We start from the raw sequence: 26,621 nt of genomic DNA, 5'->3' as shown, positions 1-26,621 counted from the left end.
AAATCAAAAGCTTTGAGTTCTGATTGATTGGCACTGCATAGGTGAGGCAATATCACCAGTACCACTGCAAAAGTATCTTGCATGTGTTCAATATGGCTGTTGATACTGGAGGCAAGTTTAAAAAAAGCCTCTAGGTGGTAAGTGATAATGATGGGCTTATCTTGGTGCAACTCGCCATAATAAGCAAAACCTTTGGCTAAGCCATCAGGGATGACTTGTACAAGTTGTTTATTTTGTAATACAGCGCATTGTACAGGCTCTAATTGAGCATTGTAGATCGGTAAGATCAAGGGCTGCCCATAGGTCACGCCGTTAATATCTACATTGTACTGGTCAATATAGATCGACTGTGATGGACTACCAAAACGTTCAATGATTGGATGGTTTAAATATGCTTCATCCAATGGATTAAGTACCGTGCAACTTTTGAATATCAACTTATGATCATAAAATTCATTTTTCATGAACTTTTGGGATGATTCCATTTTCATACCCTGAATCTCTTACTAAATTTTGAAAATGTCATTTCCATACTCGATAGATATGACTAATTTTTTAAGTAGATAGCCCATAGAATAAATTTTTATGCTGTGGGCTATAAGAAACGTACAATTACTTTTGTTTTTGAGAAATACGATTCAGAATCCATTCTTCTACATCTGATTCAACCCAAGCTACACGGCGAATAGATAGCGTAACTGGTTTAGGAAACTGATTTTTTTGCATTAAAGCATATATAGATGAAGCACCTAAGCCCGTTCTTAATTGAACTTCTTTACGGCGGATTAAACGAAGGGAATTAGGAGTATTTGTTAGATCTTTCATTGATATATCCAAATTAGCTTATGTAAGCATTCAGACACAAAAGTGAAGTACAGGAATAAAGTCTTTATTTAGAAAAACACAAGCTCTAGAGCTCCTAAAAAAAAAGGAACACTTTATCTTTGCAAAATTAAAATCATTGCAAAAAAATTGATCTAGGCTATATTTATATTTAACTATTTTTGACTGTTTACATTCTGTATTTCCAGTTTGTGCTTCTCAAAGCGGTTAAAAAATACAAGTAATGACTCGTAATCATTACTAACTTGATTAGGGCTACTTAGGTACTGCGAATACCTTTGTTAGCCCTTTTCTTTAGAGTTAATTGAACTCTATGGACAACACTTTATCAAATAAATTCAATCTCGCAACTTAAATTAAATATCATAAAAATCAAAAATATAAATACGATTTATATAAAAATATAAATGCATTTATATTTTTATAATCTTCATTTATATCTATTTATAATTTTCAATAAAAAGAACAAAAATCACCCAAAAAATCATGTTTTCTATACTTATAGATATAAATGCATTTATATTCTTTGAAATATTTACTTACATTCAACCTGCCAATGTTTTTTTGCTTGATTAAAAAAAATCAAATTTGGTTCATAAATCACACTAAAAATAAAATTACTCCATTTTTGCATCATCTCTTTTCTTTCCTCTGCATACTCTGCTTTGTTATATACAGCACGTACACCAACTGCCGAGTGATTAAGGCACTTCTCAATAGCATCACGATTAAAACCTTGCTCATTTAAATGGGTACTCGCTGTTCGGCGTAAATCATGAATTGTAAAATCAGGTATATCCGTCAATCTAAGGGCATTTTTTTGTGAAGTATTAAAAGCATTGTGACTAAAATGAGTTCCTGACTTTCTACCAACAAAAACATAAGGTTCATCACCTGCAATTGTTTTGAGCTCTTTTAATATTTCTATGATTTGATCGGACATATAAACAACCATCTCACGGCTATTTCCTGTTTTACTATCAGCTTTAGTCACGGGAATAAGCCATATCCGTTTTTCAAAATCTATATGTGACCATTCTGCTTTTAATAATTCAGATTTGCGTAATAAGGTCAGCAAGGACAGTAATAAACCAAGCTTTCTAGGTCTATAGATACGTGAATTTAAGAGGGTAGTGTAAAACTGGCGTATTTCATCAGTAGTTAAATACCGATCTCTAGGTTTATTTTTGAATACATGACGAGTTGGAATAGCTAAAACAGGATTGAAAGGTACAACTCCAAGCGTAACAGCGTAATCAAACATACGTTTTAATAAGCCTCTAACTTGACTAGCCGAAGCATCATAACCTTGTTCTTTCTTACGCCATATCACACGGCGCACATCTTCAGTCGTGATCTTATTTACTATAATGTGCCCAATAAATGGATAAATATCATTGTTTAAATATAAAACTAAGTTATATGGATTTTTTCTATCTTTTTTGATGACTTCATTTAGATAACGTTCACCATAGTCTTTAAATAAAACACTTTTTAATCGACCTGCTTTTTTATCTTCTTTTTCTTGTTTTGGTGAAATGCCTTTTGCAACTTTTGAAGCTGATTCATCACGAATTTGTCTAGCTTCTTTTAAAGAAAGATCAGGATAACGACCTATAACAAGTCTTTCTTGTTTACCCTCAAACGTATAACGGTAATGCCAAGACTTAACGCCTGATTCTTTAACTTCAATGAATAAACCATTATTTAGCTTGTCTTTCACTGAATAGCGCTTTTCTTGTGCTTTAAAGTTTTGAATCTCTCGATCTGTTGAGAAAACCATACTATTTATCTTTGGCAAAGTTTAGTCACTCATGCATTAATTTAGTCATTTTAAGTCACGTAACTAATTAGTGACTAAAAAAATCATAGCATTAGATGAGTACATAGAACATATAGGAACAATAAAAAGGTAATAAAAAAGCACTAAGTATTTAAAACTTAATGCTATTTAATTTATATAGTAACTTACTGGAACATATTGGATTTTTATTATTTTTTTAAATTACTTTCCAATACAAAACGATCCAAAAATTACTCCCAATAAATCGTCTGCACTAAAGTCACCAGTAATCTCTCCCAAAGCATTTTGTGCTAAACGTAACGATTCAGCGACCAATTCACCAGCATGGTAAACCACAAGCTGCTCATGTGCTTCGGCTAGATAGTGCTGAGTACGCTTCATTGCATCTAAATGACGTGTACGTGCAATAAAGGTATCTTCTTCTGGGTGGAAGCCTGCATGCGCTGTAATCGCCTCTATAAGCGCTTGTACGCCCATCTCTTGCTTGGCTGAAACAGTAATATGTCTAAAACCATCAAAATCACTCAATTCAGGCTTTTGATCAGTCAAATCACATTTATTTCCAATCAACATTAAACGCTTTGGTTCAATATGCTCAGCAAAATAATTTTTCGCTAATGCTAAAGGATTTTCCCCTTGGCTTAAATCATAAACAAGTAACAGTAAATCAGCCTGTTCTATCTCTTTAATCGCACGACGAATGCCTTCTTTTTCTACGATATCCCCTGTTTCACGTAAGCCAGCGGTGTCAGTTAAGGTTATCGGTAAGCCATTTAAGCTAATTTTTTCATGTAAAACATCACGTGTTGTTCCAGCGATATCTGTCACAATTGCACGATCATTTCCTGCTAGCGCATTCAATAGGGATGATTTACCTGCATTCGGTTTGCCTGCAATCACCACCTGTAAACCTTCACGCAATAACTGTCCTTGACGTGCAGATTGCTGAACAGCTGTGACAGATGACTGTACCTCTTGCAACAACGCTAAAATCTTTCCATCCGCCAAAAAGTCGATTTCTTCTTCTGGAAAATCAATCGCAGCTTCTACATGCAAACGCAGATGAATCAATTTTTCTAAAACAGCATTCACTTTATTTGAAAATGCACCTTGCAAAGAACGTACTGCCGAACGAGCCGCAGCTTGTGATGTTGCATCAATCAAATCTGCAATCGCTTCAGCTTGAATCAAATCCATCTTGCCATTTTCAAAGGCACGCATAGAAAATTCACCAGCTTTAGCAGCAGTTGCACCGAGTTCTAACAAACGAGCCAATAATGCATTTTGAATCACAGGGCCACCATGACCTTGCAACTCCACAACATCTTCCCCAGTAAATGAGTTTGGATTTGGAAAACAAATGACTAAACCTTCATCCATCACTTCGCCGTGTTCATCTAAAAACTGACGGAACCCTGCAAATCTAGCCTGAGGTAAAGTTTTTTGAGTAAAAGATTCAGCGATCGCATAAGCCTGAGGACCAGACAAACGAATAACTCCAACCCCTCCACGTCCAGGTGGAGTCGCAATGGCTGCAATTGTGGTTTGGCTTACACTATTGGTCATCTAAATCTACTCAAATTTTGACAATAAAAAAATCCGCCTAAGATTACCATCTCAAGCGGATTTTTTCAGCTATTGCTTAATGATGATTAAATCAATTAAGCCACATCTTTTGTGAGTTTGGTTTTTTCAGCACTTTTGTTGATAAACCATTGTTGTAAAATCGTGATTGAGTTATTCACAGTCCAATATAAAACCAAGCCAGCAGGGAAGAACAGCATAAATACTGTAAACATGATTGGCATGATTTTAAAGACTTTCGCTTGCATCGGATCAGTCGGTTGTGGGTTCAACATTTGTTGAACAAACATGGTCACCCCCATGATCAATGGCAAGATAAACCAAGGATCCATTGCCGATAAATCTTGAATCCAAAGTATCCAAGGTGCATGACGAAGTTCTACAGACTCCATCAAAACCCAATACAATGCTAAGAAGATTGGCATTTGTAGAAGTAATGGCAAACAACCTGAAAGTGGATTGACTTGCTCACGTTTGTAAAGCGCCATCATTTCTTGAGAGAAACGCATACGGTCTTCACCAAACTCTTCTTTCATGCGTTGCATTTCAGGTGCAATCACACGCATTTTCGCCATAGAGCGATAGCCCTTAGCTGACAATGGCCACAGAATCAATTTCACCAACACAGTCAATAAGATAATTGACCATCCCCAGTTACCCACGATGCCATGGAAGAACTGTAAGCCCATGAATAACAATTTAGCAATTGGCCATAACCAACCATAATCTACAGTTTGGTTTAAACCAGCAGCTAAGTCTTTCAATTCTGATTGAATTTTTGGACCCGCATAGAATGTTGCGTCAATGCTCATTGCTTTACCAGCAGGAACATTAATTGTTGGAGATGTAAACCCAATGATATTCATACCATCAGCAGATTTACGAGACTCTAATTTTGCAGTGTATTCTTGACCACCAAAATGACCTGGAATCCAAGCACTCACAAAATAATGCTGAACCATTGCCACCCAACCACCTTTTGCTTCGGTATTGAGTTTTTCTTCAGTAAAATTCGCAAATTTTAACTTATTGTAATGCTCTTCTGGCGTACCCCATGCACCACCAAGGAATGTACCAAGGGTAAAGATACCTTGGTCAGTTTTACCTGGATCGTCAGAGTTGTCACGTTTGATTTGACCAAACATTTGACCTTGCCAATTTTGCGCACTACGGTTCACGACCTGATAGCTCACATCAATCGGATATTTACCTTCTTTCACAGTAAATGTCTTGATGATTTCTACGCCATCAGCAGTTTTATATACCATCGGTACAGATAAAACTTTCGCTGTTTTGCCGTCTTTATCTTTTACGTCTTTTGCATCAGCAACCGTATAAGTTGCTTTTTCAAACTCATAGTCTGGTCGATTTGGATTACTGTCTGGACCATTTAGGCCAATTAAACCAGATTGAGCAACGTAGGTACGTTTTGCATCACTTTCAAGCATAACAAAAGGCTGATCACTATCTTTGCTCTTGTCATGATTGAGTAATTCAATACGCACAATATCACCACCTTTAGGACTAATCCAAAGATGATAGAGGTCAGTTTGTACTGAAATCAGTTGTTGATTTGCTGTGGCTGGTGCAGCAGTCTTCTGCTGTGCAGCAGCTATATTTGCTTGCGGAACATCGCTAGTCGCTGCAGTCTTTTGGCCATTTGGCAAATCGGCAGACACATCATGCGCAACAACCGCTTGCTGAGTTTCAGCTTTAGTTGTTGTGTTATGACCATAGTCTTTTTGCCAAGCCAAAATGAGCAAATATGCTGTAACTAACATGGCCCCGAGGATCGCAAACCTGGCCCATTGTTGCATATCTATTACCCCAAGTGGTTAGAGTGTTTTTGGTTCAATAAACGTTCACGCAAGGGTACAGGAACATGAAGCGTTTGAGAATCTATTTGCTGAAATGAAATAAAACGAATTGCTTTTTTAGGCACAGGGTCATAACCATGTCCACCCCAAGGATGACAACGACATATGCGCTTAGTGGCTAACCATGAGCCCTTTAATGCACCATGCGTATGGATTGCTTCTAACGAATATTGTGAACAAGTCGGAATATAACGACAACGAGGCCCAATGAGTGGACTAATCGCAATTTGATAGAAACGAATCAACCAATGCAATAAACGAATCATTGGCTTCCTCTATTTTTGAGGGGAAGATAGAGTTATTTTTTGGTGCTTTTTAACAATGCGCTGCAATTTCGACCAAGCAAATTCAAGTTGCTGAAACAGTTCAGCATTTGGAATTGCTTCTATGCCAACTTTGGGCATAACCACAATATCCAACAAATCGATACTTTGCTGGTTTAAACGAAAACTTTCACGCGTTAAACGTTTTATTCGATTTCTTTCATGTGCACGGCGCACTTTTTTCTTCGCAACAACTATACCCAAACGGCTTTTAGGCTGTTCGGTCATTTTTGCTAAGAATATAAAATGGGGTTGATGCACTTTAAAAAGCGCACCATCAAATACACCTTTGTAATCTGCAGCACAGCGGATTCTCACCTCTGGACTGAAACTATAAAGAGACATAACACCCAAGTCGTATGCTAACGATTTAATAAATTAAACAGTTAAGCTGTGACGACCTTTTGCACGACGGCGAGCTAATACTTGACGACCAGCCTTAGTAGCCATACGAGCACGGAAACCATGAACGCGCTTGCGCTTTAATTCAGATGGTTGGAATGTACGTTTCATATCGAAACTCCAAAATTGATCTTTCTAAAGGTTCGCGATTGTATTGTGCATTCTTTATGCTGTCAATGAATATACACTTTTCTTTTTATATTTGCTTTTTTTTTATCCAGTCAATCGTATTCTCTTTGTTATCTCTGCTAAATATTCAAAAAAATATATTCACAACATAACTTATTATTTTATAGTATAAATAATAGTTACCAACAAGCATATCCGCAAAGTTATCCATAGGTTTATTCAGGTTTTAAATTTAATTTCCGATTTTTAAATTTAAAATGAACAAATTTTGAATTTAAATTTATAACTCGTGTTTTATCCACAGAACTTTGGATCTTTATAAATAAATTCAAATTTAAAATTTAAATTTATTATTATTAAGGGCTATTTTTTTTGTGGAAAACCATATTTTTCTGTTTGATAACTTGTGTTTAGGTTGTGGATATAACTGTTTTTATTAAAATGATGAATTGTGGATAAGTTTATGTGATAATTTATCCACAGTTTGTGGAAAACATTATCCACAAGTGCTTTGAATTTAAATTTATTTACAGAAGGTTGCTTTTTTGAGCATTTTAGACTGAATTAGTCATGACAGATGTGGATAACTTGGTTAGAATGGCGACCCCTTTAGCGGGGGGATTGGTCTTTTTTAAATTTAAAATAGAATGAAGGGGTTTCACATGCTTTGGACGGACTGCTTAACTCGCTTGCGACAAGAGCTCTCTGATAATGTCTTTGCCATGTGGATTCGTCCTTTGGTTGCAGAAGAAGTTGCAGATACTTTAAGACTGTATGCACCTAATCCATATTGGACACGATATATTCAAGAGCATCATTTAGAATTGATTTCAATTCTTGCTGAACAATTGTCTGAAGGTCGTATTCGTAAAGTAGAAATACATGTCGATTCTCGACCTGGTGCGATACTTTCAGCATCTGAGCAACCTGCAACGACAACAGCAGCCTTGGATTCTGTACATCAACAAGCGCCACAAAGAGTTAAAAAAGATAAAGAACCTGATGTTGCTTCACCAAAGAACCTCAAAAAGCGCCAATTGAACCCTCTATTTAATTTTGCATTATTTGTTGAAGGTCGTTCAAACCAGATGGCAGCAGAAACTTGCCGAAAAGTTTTAACCCAATTGGGTGAATCTCAACACAACCCACTATTTTTATATGGACCTACAGGTTTAGGTAAAACGCATTTGATGCAAGCGGTAGGCAATGCTTTATTACAAGCAAAGCCAAACGCACGTGTGATGTATATGACGGCTGAAAGTTTTGTCCAAGACTTTGTCAGTTCATTACAAAAAGGTAAAGTTGAAGAGTTTAAAAAGAACTGCCGATCTTTAGATTTATTGTTGGTCGATGATATTCATTTATTGGCTGGTAAAGAAGCAAGTTTGGTTGAATTTTTCTATACATTCAATGCTTTACTCGATGAATCAAAGCAAATTATTTTAACATCTGACCGTTATCCAAAAGAGTTAACTGAGTTGGATCCTCGTTTAGTGTCTCGTTTTTCATGGGGATTGTCTGTTGGGGTAGAACCTCCTGATATTGAGACACGTATTGAAATTTTACTGAAAAAAGCAGAAAGCAGTGGCATTGATTTGCCGCGCAATTGTGCCTTATTTATTGCACAACAAGTGGTTGCCAATGTTCGTGAATTAGAAGGTGCACTGAATAAGGTTGTCGCTATTTCACGCTTTAAAGGTTCTGCGATTGATTTAGATGTAGTACGTGAATCATTAAAAGATGTATTGGCAATTCGTGCACGTACCATCAGTACAGAAAATATTCAGCGTGTAGTAAGTGAATACTTTAGAATCCCGTTAAAAGAATTGGTTGGTCCGAAACGGACACGTATTTATGCAAGACCTCGCCAATTGGCGATGGGATTGGCTCGTGAATTAACGGGTGATAGCTTTCCTGAAATTGGTATGGCTTTTGGTGGGCGAGACCACAGTACCGTGATGCATGCCTGTGAAAAAGTGCAAAGCTTACGTGATGAAGATCCAATTTTTAATGAGGATTATAAAAACCTCATGCGTTTGTTACAAAGCTAAATTTTGAACAAATTATACGCTTGCAATGCGGCATAAACTGCCGCATAGTACGTCATTAAAAAAATTTATTATCCCCGTTTTAGTTATATTTAGTTTAGAGGAATTCCACCGTGCGTTTGAAAATCGCGAAAGAGAGCTTACTCAATGTTTTATCCCATGTGGTTGGAGCAGTTGAACGTCGCCATACTTTAAATATTCTTTCAAACGTTAAAATTCAAGCTACGAATCAATTGCTTACAATTACTGGTTCAGATTTGGAAGTGGAATTAGTTGCGAGTACAACCTTGTCTGATGGAGCTTGCTTACAGGCAGGGGAGACGACAGTTCCTGCACGTAAATTGGTTGATATTTGTAAATCACTACCAACAGCTGCATTAATTGATTTACAAATTACTGAAGATCAACGCTGTATTTTAAAGTCTGGAAATAGCCGTTTTGTCTTGGGGACTTTACCAGCCGAAGATTACCCATTATTGACCAATGAAAACAGTCAGGGTACTCAAGTTCAAGTGACAGAACGTGAACTTAAACGCTTATTTGAAAAAACAGCATTTGCAATGGCTGTTCAAGATGTACGTTTTTATTTAACAGGTACATTGTTGGAAATTGATGCCAATCAATTACGTGCAGTGACGACTGATGGTCATCGCTTAGCACTTTGTGAAACCTTAGCATCTTCAACGACGACACAACCTGTTCAAGCGATTGTTCCACGTAAAGCTGTAGGTGAATTACAACGTTTATTGAGTATTGAGGACGAACAATTAACATTGCTTATTGGTCGTGAGCTATTGAATGTCACAATCCAAACACAGAGTAAAGATAAAGAACAAGCCGATATTACTGTTCGTTTCACTACAAAATTGATTGATGGCAAGTTCCCTGATTACCGTCGTGTTATTCCACGTGGTGGTGATAAAGTGGTCACCATTCCACATGATGTATTCAAACAATCTTTGCAACGTGTTGCGATTTTAAGTAATGAAAAGTTACGTGGCGTTTTCCTTAATTTTAATGCCGATTCATTACAATTACGTGCCAATAACCCTGAACAAGATGAGGCAATTGAAGACTTAGCGATTCAGTACGCAAGTGCGCCTTTAGAAATGTCTTTCAACGCACAGTATATTTTGGATGTATTGAGTGTCTTGGATGGGGATGATATGGCAATGACTATGTCAGAAGCAAACCAATCGGTGTTGGTACAAGATCCTACACAACCAAATCAAACTTATGTTGTTATGCCAATGCGTGTTTAATTGATTGAATATTTAAATCTTTCATTATGCATATTACGCGTTTAAACATACAACGTGTTCGAAACTTGAAAGCGGTTGCACTCCAAGAGTTGCAACCGTTTAATGTTTTTTATGGACAAAATGGTTCAGGGAAAACTTCGATATTAGAAGCCATTCATTTATTGGCGACAGGGCGTTCTTTTCGTACACATATTCCTAAAAACTATATTCAGAACAATCAAACAGATGCAATTGTTTTTGCTCAATCAATCTCAGAAAAGATTGGTATGCAAAAAATGCAAAGTGGTGAACAGCTTATAAAAGTAAATGGTGATACTGTTGCAACACAAGGGCAGCTTGCAAAGATTTTACCTTTACAACTGATTGATCCTTTAAGTACCGATATTATTGATCATGGTGCTAAGCCAAGAAGACAGCTATTAGATTGGCTCATGTTTCACGTGGAACCTGATTTTTACCATGCTTGGCAATATTATTCACGTGCGCTTAAACAGCGTAATAGTTTGCTTAAAACTCGGCGTAATCTCAGTTTAATCGACTTGGAACCATGGAATAAAATGCTCAGTGAATATGGTGAAATACTGCATTCTCAGCGTATAGAAATCGTGGAACAATGGAAGCAATATTTGCAGGAAGACCTGACACAACTGTTGCCTCATTTAAGTATCGAAATGGAATATAGCGCAGGGTTCCACGTGGAACATGGTTTGGCCAATGATTTGATTCAATATCATCAAAAAGATGTTGATCGGCGTTATACAGAATATGGACCACATCGTGCTGACATCCGTTTAAAAACTCCCATGGGGGATGCTGATGTTGTGCTTTCTAGAGGGCAAAAAAAGTTATTAATAATGGCTTTAAAACTATCACAAATCGCGATGTTACACGCCTGTAATAAGGAAACTGTGGTATTATTAGATGATGTGACAGCAGAATTAGATTTAAGTGCACAACAGCGTTTAATTGAGCGATTGAGCCAACTTGGTAGTCAAGTTTTTATTACCACACTAGACCATGAATCAGTAAAAAAACATTTACATGATTTGTCTATTTCATACCAGTTATTCAATGTAGATCAAGGTCAAGTAAGTGTCGTTGTGCCATGATTTTAGATTTTAACCAATTTTGGAAAGACCTATTTTTCACTAGGGAGAAACCATGAGTTCAGAAGATCAAGCAGCTTCTCAAACAGAACAAACCACTGAAAAGGCTTATGATTCCTCTAGTATCAAAGTATTACGTGGTCTAGATGCAGTTCGTAAACGTCCAGGTATGTATATTGGTGATACCGATGATGGTTCAGGTCTACACCATATGGTGTTTGAGGTGGTGGATAACGCCATTGATGAAGCCTTAGCTGGACATTGTGATGAAATTTTTGTGAATATTCACGAAGATGAATCTGTAAGTGTGACTGATAATGGTCGTGGTATTCCTACAGATATTCACCCAGAAGAAGGTGTATCTGCAGCAGAAGTTATTTTGACTATTTTGCATGCGGGCGGAAAGTTCGATGACAATAGTTATAAAGTTTCTGGTGGTTTACATGGCGTAGGTGTTTCTGTTGTGAATGCGCTTTCGAGTAAATTAGAGCTTACGATTCATCGTGCTGGGCACATTCACCAACAAGAATATAAACACGGCGATCCTGTATATCCACTGAAAGTCATTGGTGATACAACTACAACAGGAACGACAGTTCGTTTTTGGCCAAGTGCTGACACGTTTAGTCAAACGATTTTTAATGTTGATATTTTGGCACGTCGTTTACGTGAACTTTCATTTTTAAATGCAGGTGTACGCATTGTCTTGCGTGATGAGCGTGTTGCCTTAGAACATATCTTTGATTATGAAGGTGGTTTGTCTGAGTTTGTTAAATATATTAACCAAGGTAAAACTCATCTAAACGATATTTTCCATTTCACAACACAAGCAGATAACGGTATTGGTGTTGAAGTTGCGTTGCAATGGAATGATACTTATCAAGAAAATGTACGTTGTTTTACCAATAATATTCCACAAAAAGATGGCGGTACACATCTCGCTGGTTTCCGTGCGGCATTAACCCGCGGTTTGAATAGCTACATGGAAAATGAAAATCTACTGAAAAAAGAGAAAGTTGCGGTCACAGGCGATGATGCGCGTGAAGGCTTAACTGCAATTGTTTCAGTGAAAGTACCTGATCCTAAGTTTTCATCACAAACCAAAGAAAAACTAGTATCCAGTGAGGTTAAACCTGCTGTTGAACAAGCAATGAATAAAGCATTTGCTGAATATCTTTTAGAGAATCCGCAAGCCGCTAAATCTATTGCTGGTAAAATTATTGATGCTGCGCGTGCACGTGATGCAGCACGTAAAGCACGTGAAATGACACGTCGTAAGAGTGCGTTAGATATTGCTGGTCTTCCAGGTAAATTGGCTGATTGTCAGGAAAAAGATCCAGCACTTTCGGAATTATACTTAGTCGAGGGTGACTCTGCTGGTGGTTCTGCAAAACAGGGTCGTAACCGTAAGATGCAAGCGATTCTTCCATTGAAAGGTAAAATTCTGAATGTGGAACGTGCTCGTTTTGATAAGATGATTTCGTCACAGGAAGTCGGAACACTGATCACAGCATTAGGTTGTGGTATTGGTCGTGAAGAATACAATCCTGATAAATTACGTTATCACAAAATCATTATCATGACCGATGCGGATGTGGATGGTTCGCATATCCGTACTTTATTGCTGACGTTCTTCTTCCGTCAAATGCCTGAACTTGTAGAGCGTGGTTATATTTATATTGCTCAACCACCGTTATACAAATTGAAGAAAGGTAAGCAAGAACAATATATTAAAGATAATGATGCACTCGAAACATATTTGATTTCAAATGCAATTGATGAATTGGAATTACATGTAAGTGCAGATGCACCAGCAATTCGTGGTGATGCATTAGCAAAAGTGATTGCAGATTATCAAACATCTCAGAAAAGTTTGGCACGTTTAACGCTTCGTTATCCTGCTACACTGTTAGATGGTCTGATTAGTTTAGATGCTTATAAATTTGATCATAATCACGATGTACATTATGTACAAGAATGGGGTGAAAACCTACGTGCAGCAGTTGAAAGAACTCAGCCAAGTCTACGCCCTGAATTAAGCTTAGAAGCTTTTGAAAAAGACAATGCTGATGGAAGTAAAACGACAGTTTATTTCCCACGTATCACAATCTATGTACATAATTTGCCGCATAGTTATTTATTGGATGCAGGATTATTGGCATCGAATGAATATAAGCGTTTATTACATAATTCGAAGAGTTGGTTCACTTTACTTGAAGAAGGCGCTTATTTACAGAAAGGTGATCGTAAGATCAATGTTTCTACATTCCATCAAGTCTGGCAACAAATCCTAACGGATTCTCGTCGTGGCATGATGATCCAGCGTTATAAAGGTTTGGGTGAGATGAATGCTGAACAGCTTTGGGAAACCACTATGGATCCTGAAAACCGCAATATGTTACAAGTGACCATTGATGATGCAATTGAAGCGGATCGTATGTTCTCTTGTTTGATGGGGGATGATGTGGAACCACGTCGTGCTTTCATTGAAGAAAATGCACTGAATGCAGATATTGATGCTTAAGTAAAATTTATTCAATAAAAAGGGAAACGCTGGTAAGGTGTTTCCCTTTTTATTTGGATCAAACATTGAGTGGAAAACTAAGACAAAAATACCAGTTCAATGAACTGGTATTTTTATGATCAACTTATGGGTTAAATAAGATTTAAATCTTATTCACCGCCAAGCGAACATTCAAAGTTAGCTTTATCAACAGAACAACGTGCTTTTTTCAACACAGACATCATTGAAGCATCATAAATACCCATTTTGGTTAATTCAAGACGACCATCACGCATTAACTTTTGATATTTTAATTTATCATCAGCTGTTAGATTCATCTTAAATTTTGCAGGAATACCCGCTTCAAGACGATTAATCATCGCAAAGCTTTTTGGTAAGTTTTTGATGAAATAATCACGAGATTTTTGACCAAAACCAGCAGAGAATTTCTCAGGGCGAATGACTAAATCAGCAGTCACTTGTAATACTGGGAAGTTAAACATTGCACCATTGGTACCTAAACCTTTATAAATTTCTAATGGTTTATAGGCATAAGCAGGCGCACCAACCATGTCAACTTGGCCATTGTTGAATTTAGCGACAAAGTTCGTTACATCAGAAGGCACAGCTTGTGCACCAACGCGTTGTACTAAAATTTTCTGAGCATTGTCATAACTCAACACGGCAAACTTTTTACCAGCTGCTTTTTCAATTGAGCTAATGCTTTTATCACGAACAAATATGAATGCAGAACCTAATGGAGCAATACCTGCAACTTCATACTTTTTACCACCTAGGTTTGTGGTCATTTTCGCTGCATTACGAGAATCAAGTGCAAATGTAATTGCCTTTTGAGCGATAGAATTACTTGGTACACCACCAATAGAATCGATTGAGCCTACAAACTTATTGTACTGACGTGCACGCATAGCAGTCATGAATACGCCATCACATTTGCCAGCTTTAAAATCATTATCAGCTACAGATTCATCTTGCTTTGGTAGTAAAACAACTTCTGTTCCCCAAGATTTAGCTGCAAGCGCCCATTCTTGAGCCATTTGAAATGATTCACCTGATTTACCAAGTAAATCAAATACGCAGATATTTACAGCGGCTTGAGTTGTTGCACTTACTCCAAAGATTGAAGTAGCAGCAATAGCGAGTGCAATTTTTTTCATTTTTCGTCCTTATCTATTTTGTTCATCACGAGGAATTTTCCATATGCGCAATATTAATCAGCTTTCTTTAAAAAAAATAGAGTATTTACTCCAAATATCATTATTTTTTTGAAAAATATTGAGATATAGACCTTCAATTTAAATTGAGTTTTTAAAATTACATAGAAAAATCATAAAATTAAGTAGAATTTATTATATTTTATTTAAAAATGTTTAAATATTGAGCAAATATGTAAGTGTATATATTTTACAGTTGCTGTTGCATTTTTAAACGACAGTGCTCAATGAGTAACAATAAAAACAGCTATTGTATTAAAAATAAGCTTGAATTTTGGTGTTTTATTAATCAAAATATTGTGTGTAACATTGTGGATAAGTTGGGTTGCGAATATTAAAAGTTTATTTTTTTGCGGAAAAAATGCACTTTTCTACCCTAATATTTAAATGAAAAGATGAAAAACAAGATTTAACTTTTGACCTTCAAAGCATGTTTATTGTTGAACTTATCCACAACAAACTTAGAAATTTTTTTGAATTTTAAAAGCAAAACTTTAATTTTTTTGCATAAATTGTCTAGAAAATTGATTATGTAGTTAATTTAATATGTTCCACGCAGTTAATTTTAAATCATAAATAAAAGTTATGTGTTAATTTTAATATAAATTACAGTTGGTTACGGCGTAACCGAGTCGCTATGTATTCGCTTCAATATTGATTGGTAAGATAGAAATAAATGTACTTGTTGTGCTTTAAGTGATTTGATCAACGACAAAATGATTTTTATCGCTAATTTATTGTTATTTTAAGTATTGATGCACTGCTTCTATGTCATTGTCATAAAATTAAGTATGCGTGTTGATTTAATGGTCTAAATTTGAAAAGTTATTGGAATATAAGTTGAAATTTTTTATTAACTTACTGTTTGAATTGTTATTTTTTAATAAAAAGATAGGTTGGGAATACGAAAAGCATTTTCAACCTATCTTTTGAATGATTTTATTCAAACGAACTTTCTAATTCTTCAAGCTGCATCATCAGTTCAAGCATTTGTTCTTCTACTTGCTCTAATTTTGCTTTTAAATCAGTTTGCTCATTCATAAGCTTCAATAAATCATCTTTACGGTTTGCTTCGTAAAGGGTGGTATCTGCCAATAAGTTTTCAATTTCGATTAAACGAGGTTGAATTTTATTGATAACAGATTCATTTTTTTCAATATTTTTTCGGATAGGGCGGCTTAGATCACGCTGGCGAGCCAATTCTTTACGTTGAGCTTCTTTATCAAGTTTAGAAATCGTTGGTTTTACCTCAACTTGTGACTTGATTGGTGCAGCAGGCTTTTGCCCATTTTTGATCATATCGATACGTGCTTGACGTAACCATTCAGCATAAGCTGTTAAATCGCCATCAAATTCACGACTTTGGCCGTTATGTACTAAAATCAGTTCATCACAGACACTCGCGATTAATTGGCGTTCGTGAGAAACCAAAACCACAGCCCCTTGGAAATCTGTCAATGCCATCGTCAATGCATGACGCATATCTAAATCTAAATGGTTGGTTGGCTCATCGAGAATAAGTACATTAGGACGTTGCCATACAATTAAAGCCAATGCTAAACGTGCACGTTCTCCACCTGAGAAGCTCTCACTTGGTGTATCCATACGTTCACCACTAAAGCCAAAACTGCCTAGGAATGAGCGTAAACTGGCCTCACTGATCTTTTTATCAGCAATACGAGCTAGCTGTAGCATTGGGCTAGCATTTCCATCCAATGCATCCATTTGATGTTGTGCAAAGTAGCCAATGTTTAATAATTCAGAATCTTTGCGCTGACCTTGTAAGAGTTTTAAATCACCGACCAATGACTTGATTAAAGTTGATTTACCTGCACCATTCATTCCCAATAAGCCAATACGGCTGTTTGGAGTAATTTGTAGATTGACATTGGTAACAATCAGTTTTTCACCATAGCCAATATCAGCACTTTCAAGTTCGAGTAATGGTGAACTCATTTTGGTCGGTTCACGGAAACTAAAAGTAAAAGGGGTATCCACATGCGCAGCAGAGAGTTCTTGCATGCGCTCGAGTTGTTTAATACGACTTTGTGCTTGTTTGGCTTTAGTGGCTTGAGCTTTAAAGCGATCAATATACTTTTGTAAATGAGCTCGTGTTTCTAGTTGTTTTTCATAAGCTTGCTGTTGCTGTGCTAAACGTTCACTACGAGTACGTTCAAAAGTTGAGTAATTCCCTGTATATAAAATGAGTTCTTGATTTTCAATATGCAAAATATGGTCAGTAATCGCGTCTAAGAAATCACGGTCATGTGAAATAAGCACCAAAGTACCTTCATACGCTTTTAACCAATCTTCTAACCATAAAATAGCATCTAAGTCTAAATGGTTGGTTGGTTCATCAAGAAGCAACAAGTCTGAACGGCTCATGAGCGTACGAGCAAGGTTTAAGCGCATACGCCAACCACCAGAAAAGCTCGCTACATCTAATTGTGATTGATGTTCAAAAAAGCCTAAGCCAGCCATCAGTTGAGATGCTTTCGATGGCGCAGAATAACCATTAATTTCATCAAAACGACCATATAGATGGGCAAGTTCTTCATCATTTAAATTTTCAGGATGATTGAGTTTATTTTGAATCTCCCAAAATTCTTCATCGCCAGAAAGCACGAAATCAATCGCTTTCATATGTAGCGCTTTAATTTCTTGCGCCATATGTGCAACAGTCCAAACAGCAGGGCGTGTTAATGAACCACTATCCGACTCCATACCCCCCAGTAGCGCAGAAAATAGAGTTGATTTACCTGCACCATTGACGCCCGTTAAACCAATTTTCCAACCTGGATGAAGTTGCATAGACGCTTTTTGGAATAAAATACGTCCGCCACGGCGAATTGAAAGTTGGTCAAGCTGGATCATAGTGAATTAACTATTGAATATTTGGTGGGGTATTCTAAAGGAAAAATGGCAGAGTTCAAAAATTCTCAATCAAACTAATATCAGTTAAAAAATATTTAAATTTGATGATTGGATTAAATTTAGAAAAACCACCAATCGATTGAAGAGCTTTTGTTGAGAATGTAAGGGGATCATTTCAATTGAATGATCTAAGTGTGATATTGTTTTAAAAGCATAAAATAATTGATTTTTATCATTATTTAATCAATAAGAAGCAATAAAAAAAGCCATCATTGCGATGGCTTTCTCTATTTTATCCTAAGCAATTAGTCAACAAATGTGACTTTAGCAATTGCTTTTTTACTGGCCTGGATAATTAAAGTGACGTTTTCTTTGACCATGAAGCTTGCATCAACGACTTCCCAATCGACTTTAACGGCTCCACGTGAAACAGCATCTTTAGATTGAGCTGAGTTTTTAGTTAGCCCTGCTGCACGCAAAATCGATACGATTGAAACTTCACCACCGTATTCACCACGTGAAATGGTGACTTCTGGTGTACCTTCTGGTAATTCACCTTCAGTGATTAAATTTCCCGCACCTTTGTGCGCATGTTCAGCTGCTTCAGCACCATGGAAACGTTCTACCAACTCAAGTGCAAGAATTTTCTTAATGTCTTGAGGGTTGCGGCCTTCTGCCATTTCTTTTAATAGAACAGCAATGTCTTCAAGTGATTTGAAGCTCAATAGTTCGAAATAGCGTTCAATCAAGCTGTCAGGCATAGACAATACTTTTTGGTACATTGCACCAGGCGCATCGAATACACCAATATAATTGCCTAAAGATTTAGACATTTTATTGACGCCATCTAAACCTTCAAGAATAGGAACGGTAATACACACTTGAGCTTCTTGGTCATAACGCCCTTGTAGTGTACGACCCATTAATAAATTAAAAGTTTGATCAGTTCCACCAAGCTCTACATCGGCTTCAAGTGCAATAGAGTCATAACCTTGAACCAATGGATATAAGAACTCATGAATTGCAATCGGCTGGTGATTGTTATAACGCTTAGTAAAGTCATCACGTTCTAACATACGTGCAACAGTTTGTTGTGAAGCCAATTGAATTAAATCAGCTGCGGTTTTTGTTGCAAACCATTCAGAGTTAAAGCGAACTTTGGTTTTATTTGGATCAAGAATTTTAAACACTTGTTCTTGATACGTCTTGGCATTTTCTAAAACTTGTTCACGTGATAGCGGTGGGCGAGTGGCACTTTTACCAGTCGGGTCACCAATCATTGCTGTATAGTCACCAATCAAGAAAGTCACATCATGGCCTAGGTCTTGAAAGACTTTTAGCTTGTTGATTAAGACTGTGTGACCTAAATGCAAATCTGGTGCAGTTGGGTCAAAACCTGCTTTAATTTTTAAAGGGCGATTTTCTTTAAGTTTCTTTAAAAGATCCTCTTCAGAAATAATCTCGTGTGTGCCTCGTTGAATGAGGGCAAGTTGTTCTTCCGCGGGCAGGAAATTTGACATCACAAAATCCAATACATCAGTTATCTCATTTGTGCGATATACTAACATTTTTTCAGCGAAATGCAGGCGAAGAATATCTCATGACAACAATCTATATTGGCGTAATGACTGGAACCAGCATGGACGGCGTCGATTTTGTTGCTGCTTCATTTGATCCGCTACACATTCATGCGACTTTGACTGTGCCATTTGATCCCGATTTACGAGATGAGTTAATGGCATTGACCTTACCGGATGACAATGAAATTGATCGAATGGGTAAAGCAGATGTATCGCTTGCAACGATGATTGGACATGGGGTTAACCAACTGATTCAAGAAAATCATTTAGATCGCAGTCAAATTAAAGCGATTGGTTCGCATGGGCAAACCATTCGTCATCGTCCTGAACATGGTTTTACATTACAAATTGGCGATCCCAATATTATTACTGAAATAACTCAAATTCCTGTCATTTCAGATTTCCGTCGTCGTGATATGGCGGCAGGTGGGCAGGGAGCACCATTGGTTCCAGCTTTTCATCAAGCGCTTTTTCAACATCCAACCATTCATCGTGTGATTCTCAATTTGGGCGGCATTGCCAATGTGAGCATGTTGCCTGCAGGAAACCCTCAAGCGGTTTATGGTTTTGACACAGGACCTGCCAATATTTTAATGGATGCGTGGTGTCAGCGTTATACAGGGCAACCCTATGATGAGAATGGCAATTGGGCGGCGTATGGACAACCGATTCGCTCATTGTTAGAGCGCTTGCAAGCCCATGAATATTTTTCTAAAGAACCACCGAAAAGTACAGGTCGTGAAGACTTTAATTTGGAATGGTTAGATGAACAAATTGCGGATTGGCGTAATGATCTTGAATATGATGAATTAGAAGATACACCTGAAAATATTCAAGCAACATTAATGAAATTGACGACACGTGCAATTAAAAAAGCCATTTACCGCTCACCTTTAGATACAGGTGAGGTCTATGTCTGTGGTGGTGGTGCTTATAATTCACATTTGCTTGAACAATTGCGTTGGCGTTTACGTAAGCATCATTGGTCAGTACAAACAACTTCTGCATTAGGTTTAGCACCTACTTGGGTAGAAGCGACGGCTTTTGCTTGGTTGGCCATGCGTTTTGATCAAAAACTGAGTGGTAATTTACCAGCTGTCACTGGTGCAACGGGTGATCGTATTCTAGGTACCATAACCGTGGTGTAGTACCAAAATCGATTTCCCAAAAATTGAAGACATCATTTTTCTTTTGAAAATAGAATCGTCTTTTTATTTTAAACAGGGCTTGAAGATTGTTCTACAGCATTCGGCCCTAAAACCCAGTGAAATGTCCTCATCTGCTGTTCATCAATACGCATTAAACTTACAAGATGGATAAAAACTTCATCGAGACAAGAATGAATACAATTCCAAATATATTAATGCAACGTATCGAAACCTTTCGAAGAGAAAATTTGACTTTTGATGTGATGGATTCAGGCCCCTTAGATGGGCAAATTTTTGTTTTATTACATGGATTTCCTGAAACCAATAAAAGCTGGCAGGAAACATCAGAAATTTTGAATCAGCGAGGCTACCGTACATTTGCGGTCAATCAACGTGGTTATAGTTTGGGTGCTCAGCCTCAGAAACGCCGTGATTATCGTAGTTCTGCTTTGGTTGAAGATGTGAATGCGCTCTTGGAGATTATTCAACAACCTGTGTATTTGGTGGGGCATGATTGGGGTGCTGTCGTCGCATGGGAAGTCGCACAACGTTATCCGAAAAAAGTAAAACACCTCATTACCATTTCAGTACCACATAAAGCTGCTTTTATGAAAGCAATGTTGAGTAGCAATCAACTGTTGAAGTCTTATTATATTGGTTTGTTCCAACTACCCAAAATTCCAGAATTTTTATTTGAAAAAATTCCTAAAATTGGTTTGGCGCTTTTAAAAGATTCAGGCATGACCAGCAAGCAGTTAGCGGATTTTCAACAGGATATCGTTGCTGAAAAACGCTTAAGTTCAGCTTTAAATTGGTATCGTGGTGTGCCTTTTAGTTCAAATCGAAATTTAACCCAGCCAATTGAAGTTCCGACTTTATTTATTTGGGGAAAGCAAGATTCGGCAATTGGTGCAAAAAGTGTTGAATTCAACAAACATTTTGTCAAAGCTGCTTATAAAGAGGTGATTATGGATGCAACGCATTGGATTCCTGTGCAGAATGCAAAAGAATTAAGTCAAACTATTTTAGAAACTATTGCATAAGGCTTAAAATCTAAGGATATAAAAATGCCCTCAACATAGAGGGCATTTTCAAATATATGTTGAGATTAGATTGAGAACGAAGACCCACAACCACAGGTTGTTGTTGCATTTGGATTTTCAACAATAAAACGAGAACCTTCCAGACTTTCAATATAATCTACTTTTGAACCAACTAAATATTGGTAGCTCAAAGAATCAACCAACATTTTTACGTCGCCATTGATAAATTCTGCATCATCTTCATTGGTGCTTTCAGCAAAATTAAAACCGTAAGAAAAACCTGAACAGCCGCCACCCGTTACATATACACGTAACATGAGATCTTGATTACCTTCGCTATCACGAAGTTGGCGAACTTTATTTGCAGCATTGTCAGTCAGCTCTAATACTTGGGCATTCATGGTGATGTTCCTCAGTTTCAAATGGCTTAAATGAAAAGACCATATATTCAGTATAACATACTCAATATATGGTCAGGGAATGAACTTTAAAGTAAATTCAGACTAAATTTATCGGATTTAGTACAGGCTTATTTATAGTTCTCATCCTGTAGTGCACATTCAAAGTTTTTCGGATCATTTTTACAACGGAATTGCCAAAGAATTTTCATCATTGTTTTGTTGTAAATCCCTTGTTTGGTCAAACTGATACGTGATTCACGCATTAATTTTTGATAACCAGGTTTATCACCAGCAGGGACTTGCATCCAATATTTGGCTGGAATATCTGCTTTCATTTTACCAATAATGTTATTGGCACGTGGTAATTGAGACTTGATCCAATCACGAGATTTCTGACCATAACCTGCTGGAAATTTATCAGGTCGAATGATGATATTACCTGTGACTTGTAAAAGTGGGTAATTCACAATCGCACCTTTGCTGCCGAGACCTTTATGTAATTCTAAAGGTTTAAATACTGCGGCAGGTGCGCCAATGATATCGACTTGTCCATTATTAAACTTACTACTAAAATTTGTGACATCAGCACTTACAGCCTGAGCTCCGATTTGCTGAACCATGATTTTTTGAGCTTGGTCATAATCGAGTACAGCTATTTTTTTACCTGCAGCTTTCGCAACGGTATTAATATTACGGTCATTGACCATCAGGAAAGCATCACCTACGGGAATAACGCCAACCACTTCATATTGACCACTGGTCATGTATTTTGCAAAATTTGGATTGGCTAAGCCTTGCATTACTTTAATTGCTAAACCAAGATCAGGAATCGCACCAATCGCATCTAATGATCCTGTAAAACTGTTAAATTGACGACCACGCATACCTGTAATACTGACAGCATCACATTTTCCTGCTTTAAAATCTTCGGCAATAACAGCTTCGTTGCTGTTTACCTTTAACTCTAAATCCGCACCCCAATTTTTAGCTGCAAGTTGATAATCTTTCATTAGTGTAAAAACATCACCATTTTTACCAACTAAATCAAATACACACATGACTTGTTTTGCTTGAGTTGTTGAAGTAGCGACCAATAGACCAGCAGCAACAAAAAGCGCATTAGACCATTTCATTATTTTTTTCCTTTCCATGATCAATATTATTGATATTCAAGCTATCTAAATTTTTTAAATTCAATGATTTGATAGCTGAACTTTTTACATCAAAAGATTGAATTAATTTAGAGGTAAAGACACTCTAAATTAGATTGAATCTAGATATGAACAGCTTATTTTTCAAAGTTACTATTCATATTTACCATGAATTGATGTTGTAAAAATGATCACTTGAAATAAGTTTGAGTACAATGACTTAAATGACAAAAATATAAAGTTAATTTAAAAAGTGAATGAATAATTTTATACATTAAAAATCAATCACTTTTTATATTGCTTCAGTAAAAACATTACCTAAAAGACAAAAGAATCTGAGTATCATCAGATACTTTATTTAATTAATCCCGATCATTCTCTCTATTTTTACGATCATCACGTTTTTTTTCGCGATGCTGTTCAGGACGTTGATGTTGCTGCCAGTGTTTTTGATTGGCATTATTATTCCAACGAGAATTAGAATCCGTTTTTTTATCCCAAGTACGCTTAGGATGATCAAATTGTTGGTTTCTGGTTTGATCACGTTTTGCTTGTTGATCTTCCCAATGCTGTTTTTTAATTAGATATTGGCGTCGTTCTTGCTCTTTTCGAGCCTGTTGCAAACGATAAGCGCGTTCCTGTTCCCATCGTTGGCGATCGTCATAACGCCTATCGTATCTACGATCGTAGCGTTCATCATATCTATGCTTACTTGGGTAAGCATAACCGCCGTTACTTCGATACTCATAAGTTCGAGGATTATAGTGGTCTTCTGGAAATGCTACGCAGCCTACAGTAATCAAAGCGGTAATTAATGAAATAAATAATGCTTTTAGCGCCATGGTGATCTCCTTATCAAAAAAGGAATAGCAAAAAAATTCCTCAAAAATAGCGAAATAGTCAATGACAACTGAGATAACTCAGCTTAGCGTATTTAAAATTAATATTTGTATATCGACTGCTAGACTTGTATAAGAATATAGTCAGTTAACCTATGATCATGTAGAAAATATGAAGAATTTGGATGCTAAGGAAGGAAAATAAATGGGCGTTTTACAACATAATATTCAAGAGCTTATAGAAAAAGGCCAAGGGCCAGCGGGCAGAACTTTAGATCGTTTACCTGCATTTGCTCAAGAGTCTTTGGCTAAAATACTTGGCTATCCTTATCAGTATCCTCAATTAGATAGTTTCACTAAATGTTTAATGGCGGCCCAGTTAAAACAAGGTAAGTCGGGATTTATTGGTGAAGATGTAGAGCGTTCGAGAAAACAATTTGAATCGCAAATGCAGTCTATTTCTCATAAACCTACACATGTTCAATTTGTTGAAGATATTCGTATGCCACTACAAAGTGGCAGTATTTATGCACGACATTATCACCCAGCCCCGAACAAAAAACTTCCGATGATTGTATTTTATCACGGGGGAGGTTTTGTCGTAGGAAGCGTGGATACGCATGATGAAGTTTGTCGACTGATAGCAACACATGCAAAAGTACAAGTTTTAAGTATTGAATATCCACTTGCACCAGAAGTTGGGCCTCGTGAACTTATTCAGTCTTGTGAAGATGCCTTGGCTTGGGTTTATCAGAATCGTCGTCAATTTAAAATTCTTAAAAATAGGATTGCGGTTGCTGGAGATAGTGCGGGAGGCAATATTAGTACAGTTGTGGCACAAAGGGCGGTAAATGCGGCTTATGCACCTCACGCACAATTTCTAATTTATCCAGCGGTAGACTTTAAAAGTCGTCATCCTTCATTTTTTGCATATAAAGATGGATTAGTTTTAACGGGTATTGATATTGACCATGTAACAGAGTTCTATGCAAATAAGTTCAATATCGCTTTAGATGACATCATTATTTCGCCAACCAATGGTAATTTGAAAAAACTAGCACCGACCTTTTTGATTACGGCAGGCCATGATTTGTTACATGATGAAGGTAAGATCTATGCTTATAAATTACGTCAAAACGGTGTAAAAGTGCATTATCACGATTATGAAGATCAAACACATGGTTTTATCAACCTGACCCCTATTTCCAAAAAAGCTAAAAAGAATGTGATCGAAATGAGTAAAGAATTTCGTAAGTTTTGGGATAAGCAATAATCGTTATTTCTGTTCTATTAAAAAGCTTTTGTTTCACGTGGAACAAAAGCTTTATTTTTACTGAAATATCTAATACCCCTATTTCGATTGGTACAGATAAAAGAAGTTTAAAACGTTGTACATTATTTAATAAAGGTAGTGTAAATACTCTAAAATGAGGTCGGTGTATTTTCCAAAATACATATGAGCCGATGATTGAAATAATGTGGGAGCTGATTGAAAACGATAGATCATATCTTTATTTCATCAAGAAATACTTCGTTAGCGTTTATAAATAGCCAAGATAATTTTTACTAAATGGTTAAGAATTTTGTCTTTATTCTTATTAAAAGCAGACTAATATAAGACATTATCAATTTTAAAATGTTCTAGGATAATACAATGATCAAAAAGATAGGATTAAGCCTTGCATTAGTTGTATTGGCAAATCAGGCATTTGCCAATACAGACATGCAAATAAAAACCAATTTGGGCAATATCAAAATAGAACTGTATGATGATAAAGCTCCTATTACAGTCAAGAACTTTAAAAGTTATGTAAATAGTCAATTTTATAATGGCACCATTTTTCACCGCGTAATTCCAGGCTTTATGATTCAGGGCGGTGGCTTTGATAGCAATATGAAAGAAAAGGCCACACAACCTTCTATCGTGAATGAAGCAAGTAATGGCTTAAAGAACGCTAGAGGAACTTTGGCCATGGCACGTACCAATGATCCAAACTCTGCTTCTAGTCAGTTCTTTATTAATGTTGCAAACAACGACTTTTTAAATAAATCAGCTGGGAATCCTGGATACGCCGTGTTTGGTAAGGTGACTGAAGGTTTAGATATCGTAGATAAAATTGTGAATACACCAACTGGAACAATGGGTATACATCAAGATGTACCTAAACAAGCTGTAAAAATCATCAGTATTCAAACAATCAATAGTAAAGCTAAAAAATAACAAGAAAATAAAGCAGAAATATTTTATTTATATTTCTGCTTTATTATTATAGGTTTATGTGAATATTGGTTTAAAAACGAACCAAATTAGTGCATAAAAATACAACACTCAATAAAACAATCAGTTAAAAGCGCTTGCATGCCTAAGAAATTACCCTATAATGAGCTCATCCCGACGCGATACAGCAAACGAACTTAGCTTAAAGGGTTAAGTTGTTGAGTGTTTATTGCGTCTTATTTGTCGCTGAT

At 36.7% G+C, this 26,621-nt stretch carries 21 protein-coding genes and 1 pseudogene; 8 read left to right on the top strand and 14 right to left on the bottom strand.

What is annotated here, in order from left to right; all coding sequences use genetic code 11:
* The 8 genes and pseudogenes from D7V20_RS14950 to rpmH form a co-directional block, all read right to left on the bottom strand.
* Nucleotides 1-485 (bottom strand): annotated as a pseudogene (locus D7V20_RS14950) (DUF927 domain-containing protein); the annotation flags it as partial.
* Nucleotides 486-612: 127 nt separating this feature from the next.
* Nucleotides 613-825, bottom strand: coding sequence for a helix-turn-helix transcriptional regulator (locus D7V20_RS14945; protein ID WP_120384933.1), 213 nt, complete (start codon nt 823-825; stop codon nt 613-615).
* Between the two features lie 553 nt (nt 826-1,378).
* The gene (locus tag D7V20_RS14940) at nt 1,379-2,626 is read right to left on the bottom strand and encodes a tyrosine-type recombinase/integrase (RefSeq protein ID WP_120384932.1); all 1,248 of its coding nucleotides are present in this window, start codon (nt 2,624-2,626) and stop codon (nt 1,379-1,381) included.
* 222 nt (nt 2,627-2,848) lie between these two features.
* On the bottom strand, nt 2,849-4,213 hold the full coding sequence (gene mnmE / locus D7V20_RS14935; RefSeq protein WP_120384931.1) for a tRNA uridine-5-carboxymethylaminomethyl(34) synthesis GTPase MnmE: 1,365 nt from the start codon (nt 4,211-4,213) through the stop codon (nt 2,849-2,851).
* 95 nt (nt 4,214-4,308) lie between these two features.
* Complete coding sequence (gene yidC / locus D7V20_RS14930) at nt 4,309-6,048, bottom strand: membrane protein insertase YidC (protein WP_120384930.1); 1,740 nt, start codon at nt 6,046-6,048, stop codon at nt 4,309-4,311.
* 5 nt (nt 6,049-6,053) lie between these two features.
* On the bottom strand, nt 6,054-6,374 hold the full coding sequence (gene yidD / locus D7V20_RS14925; protein WP_120384929.1) for a membrane protein insertion efficiency factor YidD: 321 nt from the start codon (nt 6,372-6,374) through the stop codon (nt 6,054-6,056).
* Nucleotides 6,375-6,383: 9 nt separating this feature from the next.
* On the bottom strand, nt 6,384-6,776 hold the full coding sequence (rnpA, locus tag D7V20_RS14920; protein ID WP_120384928.1) for a ribonuclease P protein component: 393 nt from the start codon (nt 6,774-6,776) through the stop codon (nt 6,384-6,386).
* A 33-nt stretch (nt 6,777-6,809) separates the two neighbouring features.
* Nucleotides 6,810-6,944 (bottom strand): 50S ribosomal protein L34, encoded by a 135-nt coding sequence (gene rpmH, locus D7V20_RS14915; protein ID WP_000831329.1) that lies wholly within the window; start codon nt 6,942-6,944, stop codon nt 6,810-6,812.
* Nucleotides 6,945-7,624: 680 nt separating this feature from the next.
* Here rpmH and dnaA point away from each other — a divergent pair.
* From dnaA to gyrB, 4 genes are all read left to right on the top strand, one after another.
* Entirely contained in the window at nt 7,625-9,013 is a 1,389-nt protein-coding gene (gene dnaA, locus D7V20_RS14910) for a chromosomal replication initiator protein DnaA (RefSeq protein ID WP_120384927.1), read from the top strand.
* A 110-nt stretch (nt 9,014-9,123) separates the two neighbouring features.
* The gene (gene dnaN, locus D7V20_RS14905) at nt 9,124-10,272 is read left to right on the top strand and encodes a DNA polymerase III subunit beta (RefSeq protein ID WP_120384926.1); all 1,149 of its coding nucleotides are present in this window, start codon (nt 9,124-9,126) and stop codon (nt 10,270-10,272) included.
* A gap of 26 nt (nt 10,273-10,298) precedes the next feature.
* Complete coding sequence (recF, locus tag D7V20_RS14900; RefSeq protein WP_120384925.1) at nt 10,299-11,381, top strand: DNA replication/repair protein RecF; 1,083 nt, start codon at nt 10,299-10,301, stop codon at nt 11,379-11,381.
* A gap of 52 nt (nt 11,382-11,433) precedes the next feature.
* Nucleotides 11,434-13,902 carry a DNA topoisomerase (ATP-hydrolyzing) subunit B gene (gene gyrB / locus D7V20_RS14895; protein WP_120384924.1) on the top strand — a complete coding sequence of 823 codons (2,469 nt, stop codon included), beginning with the start codon at nt 11,434-11,436 and terminating at the stop codon, nt 13,900-13,902.
* Between the two features lie 149 nt (nt 13,903-14,051).
* Here the strand turns inward: gyrB and D7V20_RS14890 are convergent, their stop codons facing one another.
* From D7V20_RS14890 to tyrS, 3 genes are all read right to left on the bottom strand, one after another.
* Nucleotides 14,052-15,059, bottom strand: a complete 1,008-nt coding sequence (locus D7V20_RS14890) for a putative solute-binding protein (RefSeq protein ID WP_120384923.1) — start codon at nt 15,057-15,059, stop codon at nt 14,052-14,054.
* 996 nt (nt 15,060-16,055) lie between these two features.
* A complete protein-coding gene (locus D7V20_RS14885) occupies nt 16,056-17,990 on the bottom strand; it encodes an ATP-binding cassette domain-containing protein (RefSeq protein WP_120384922.1) in 1,935 nt (644 codons plus the stop codon).
* 305 nt (nt 17,991-18,295) lie between these two features.
* Complete coding sequence (tyrS, locus tag D7V20_RS14880; protein ID WP_120384921.1) at nt 18,296-19,510, bottom strand: tyrosine--tRNA ligase; 1,215 nt, start codon at nt 19,508-19,510, stop codon at nt 18,296-18,298.
* A gap of 80 nt (nt 19,511-19,590) precedes the next feature.
* Between tyrS and D7V20_RS14875 the strand changes: the two genes are divergently transcribed.
* Together D7V20_RS14875 and D7V20_RS14870 are read left to right on the top strand one after the other, a co-directional pair.
* Nucleotides 19,591-20,718: an anhydro-N-acetylmuramic acid kinase gene (locus tag D7V20_RS14875; RefSeq protein ID WP_120384920.1), complete on the top strand. Its 1,128-nt coding sequence runs from the start codon at nt 19,591-19,593 to the stop codon at nt 20,716-20,718.
* A gap of 191 nt (nt 20,719-20,909) precedes the next feature.
* Nucleotides 20,910-21,761: an alpha/beta fold hydrolase gene (locus tag D7V20_RS14870; protein WP_235831651.1), complete on the top strand. Its 852-nt coding sequence runs from the start codon at nt 20,910-20,912 to the stop codon at nt 21,759-21,761.
* A 65-nt stretch (nt 21,762-21,826) separates the two neighbouring features.
* On the opposite strand, the gene erpA is transcribed toward D7V20_RS14870, so the two are convergent.
* The 3 genes from erpA to D7V20_RS14855 all read right to left on the bottom strand — a co-directional run bounded on the left by erpA (nt 21,827) and on the right by D7V20_RS14855 (nt 24,155).
* Nucleotides 21,827-22,162, bottom strand: coding sequence for an iron-sulfur cluster insertion protein ErpA (gene erpA / locus D7V20_RS14865; RefSeq protein WP_120384919.1), 336 nt, complete (start codon nt 22,160-22,162; stop codon nt 21,827-21,829).
* Nucleotides 22,163-22,290: 128 nt separating this feature from the next.
* Nucleotides 22,291-23,295 carry a putative solute-binding protein gene (locus tag D7V20_RS14860; RefSeq protein ID WP_120384918.1) on the bottom strand — a complete coding sequence of 335 codons (1,005 nt, stop codon included), beginning with the start codon at nt 23,293-23,295 and terminating at the stop codon, nt 22,291-22,293.
* A 380-nt stretch (nt 23,296-23,675) separates the two neighbouring features.
* Entirely contained in the window at nt 23,676-24,155 is a 480-nt protein-coding gene (locus D7V20_RS14855; RefSeq protein ID WP_120384917.1) for a hypothetical protein, read from the bottom strand.
* Between the two features lie 202 nt (nt 24,156-24,357).
* On the opposite strand from D7V20_RS14855, the gene D7V20_RS14850 reads away from it, so the two are divergent.
* Both D7V20_RS14850 and D7V20_RS14845 read left to right on the top strand, forming a co-directional pair.
* Nucleotides 24,358-25,425: an alpha/beta hydrolase gene (locus tag D7V20_RS14850; protein WP_120384916.1), complete on the top strand. Its 1,068-nt coding sequence runs from the start codon at nt 24,358-24,360 to the stop codon at nt 25,423-25,425.
* Between the two features lie 381 nt (nt 25,426-25,806).
* Nucleotides 25,807-26,373 (top strand): peptidylprolyl isomerase, encoded by a 567-nt coding sequence (locus tag D7V20_RS14845; RefSeq protein WP_120384915.1) that lies wholly within the window; start codon nt 25,807-25,809, stop codon nt 26,371-26,373.
* Nucleotides 26,374-26,621 lie beyond the last annotated feature (248 nt).

Source organism: Acinetobacter rongchengensis, from assembly GCF_003611475.1.
In the GTDB taxonomy this organism is placed as follows: domain Bacteria; phylum Pseudomonadota; class Gammaproteobacteria; order Pseudomonadales; family Moraxellaceae; genus Acinetobacter; species Acinetobacter rongchengensis.
This window is presented reverse-complemented; position numbering and strand designations above follow the sequence as displayed.

Coding starts and splice junctions, on each gene's coding strand:
- D7V20_RS14945 (WP_120384933.1), bottom strand. CDS start 825: ATGAAAGATCTAACAAATACTCCTAATTCCCTTCGTTTAATCCGCCGT.
- D7V20_RS14940 (WP_120384932.1), bottom strand. CDS start 2,626: ATGGTTTTCTCAACAGATCGAGAGATTCAAAACTTTAAAGCACAAGAA.
- mnmE (WP_120384931.1), bottom strand. CDS start 4,213: ATGACCAATAGTGTAAGCCAAACCACAATTGCAGCCATTGCGACTCCA.
- yidC (WP_120384930.1), bottom strand. CDS start 6,048: ATGCAACAATGGGCCAGGTTTGCGATCCTCGGGGCCATGTTAGTTACA.
- yidD (WP_120384929.1), bottom strand. CDS start 6,374: ATGATTCGTTTATTGCATTGGTTGATTCGTTTCTATCAAATTGCGATT.
- rnpA (WP_120384928.1), bottom strand. CDS start 6,776: ATGTCTCTTTATAGTTTCAGTCCAGAGGTGAGAATCCGCTGTGCTGCA.
- rpmH (WP_000831329.1), bottom strand. CDS start 6,944: ATGAAACGTACATTCCAACCATCTGAATTAAAGCGCAAGCGCGTTCAT.
- dnaA (WP_120384927.1), top strand. CDS start 7,625: ATGCTTTGGACGGACTGCTTAACTCGCTTGCGACAAGAGCTCTCTGAT.
- recF (WP_120384925.1), top strand. CDS start 10,299: ATGCATATTACGCGTTTAAACATACAACGTGTTCGAAACTTGAAAGCG.
- gyrB (WP_120384924.1), top strand. CDS start 11,434: ATGAGTTCAGAAGATCAAGCAGCTTCTCAAACAGAACAAACCACTGAA.
- D7V20_RS14890 (WP_120384923.1), bottom strand. CDS start 15,059: ATGAAAAAAATTGCACTCGCTATTGCTGCTACTTCAATCTTTGGAGTA.
- D7V20_RS14885 (WP_120384922.1), bottom strand. CDS start 17,990: ATGATCCAGCTTGACCAACTTTCAATTCGCCGTGGCGGACGTATTTTA.
- tyrS (WP_120384921.1), bottom strand. CDS start 19,510: ATGTCAAATTTCCTGCCCGCGGAAGAACAACTTGCCCTCATTCAACGA.
- D7V20_RS14875 (WP_120384920.1), top strand. CDS start 19,591: ATGACAACAATCTATATTGGCGTAATGACTGGAACCAGCATGGACGGC.
- D7V20_RS14870 (WP_235831651.1), top strand. CDS start 20,910: ATGAATACAATTCCAAATATATTAATGCAACGTATCGAAACCTTTCGA.
- erpA (WP_120384919.1), bottom strand. CDS start 22,162: ATGAATGCCCAAGTATTAGAGCTGACTGACAATGCTGCAAATAAAGTT.
- D7V20_RS14860 (WP_120384918.1), bottom strand. CDS start 23,295: ATGAAATGGTCTAATGCGCTTTTTGTTGCTGCTGGTCTATTGGTCGCT.
- D7V20_RS14855 (WP_120384917.1), bottom strand. CDS start 24,155: ATGGCGCTAAAAGCATTATTTATTTCATTAATTACCGCTTTGATTACT.
- D7V20_RS14850 (WP_120384916.1), top strand. CDS start 24,358: ATGGGCGTTTTACAACATAATATTCAAGAGCTTATAGAAAAAGGCCAA.
- D7V20_RS14845 (WP_120384915.1), top strand. CDS start 25,807: ATGATCAAAAAGATAGGATTAAGCCTTGCATTAGTTGTATTGGCAAAT.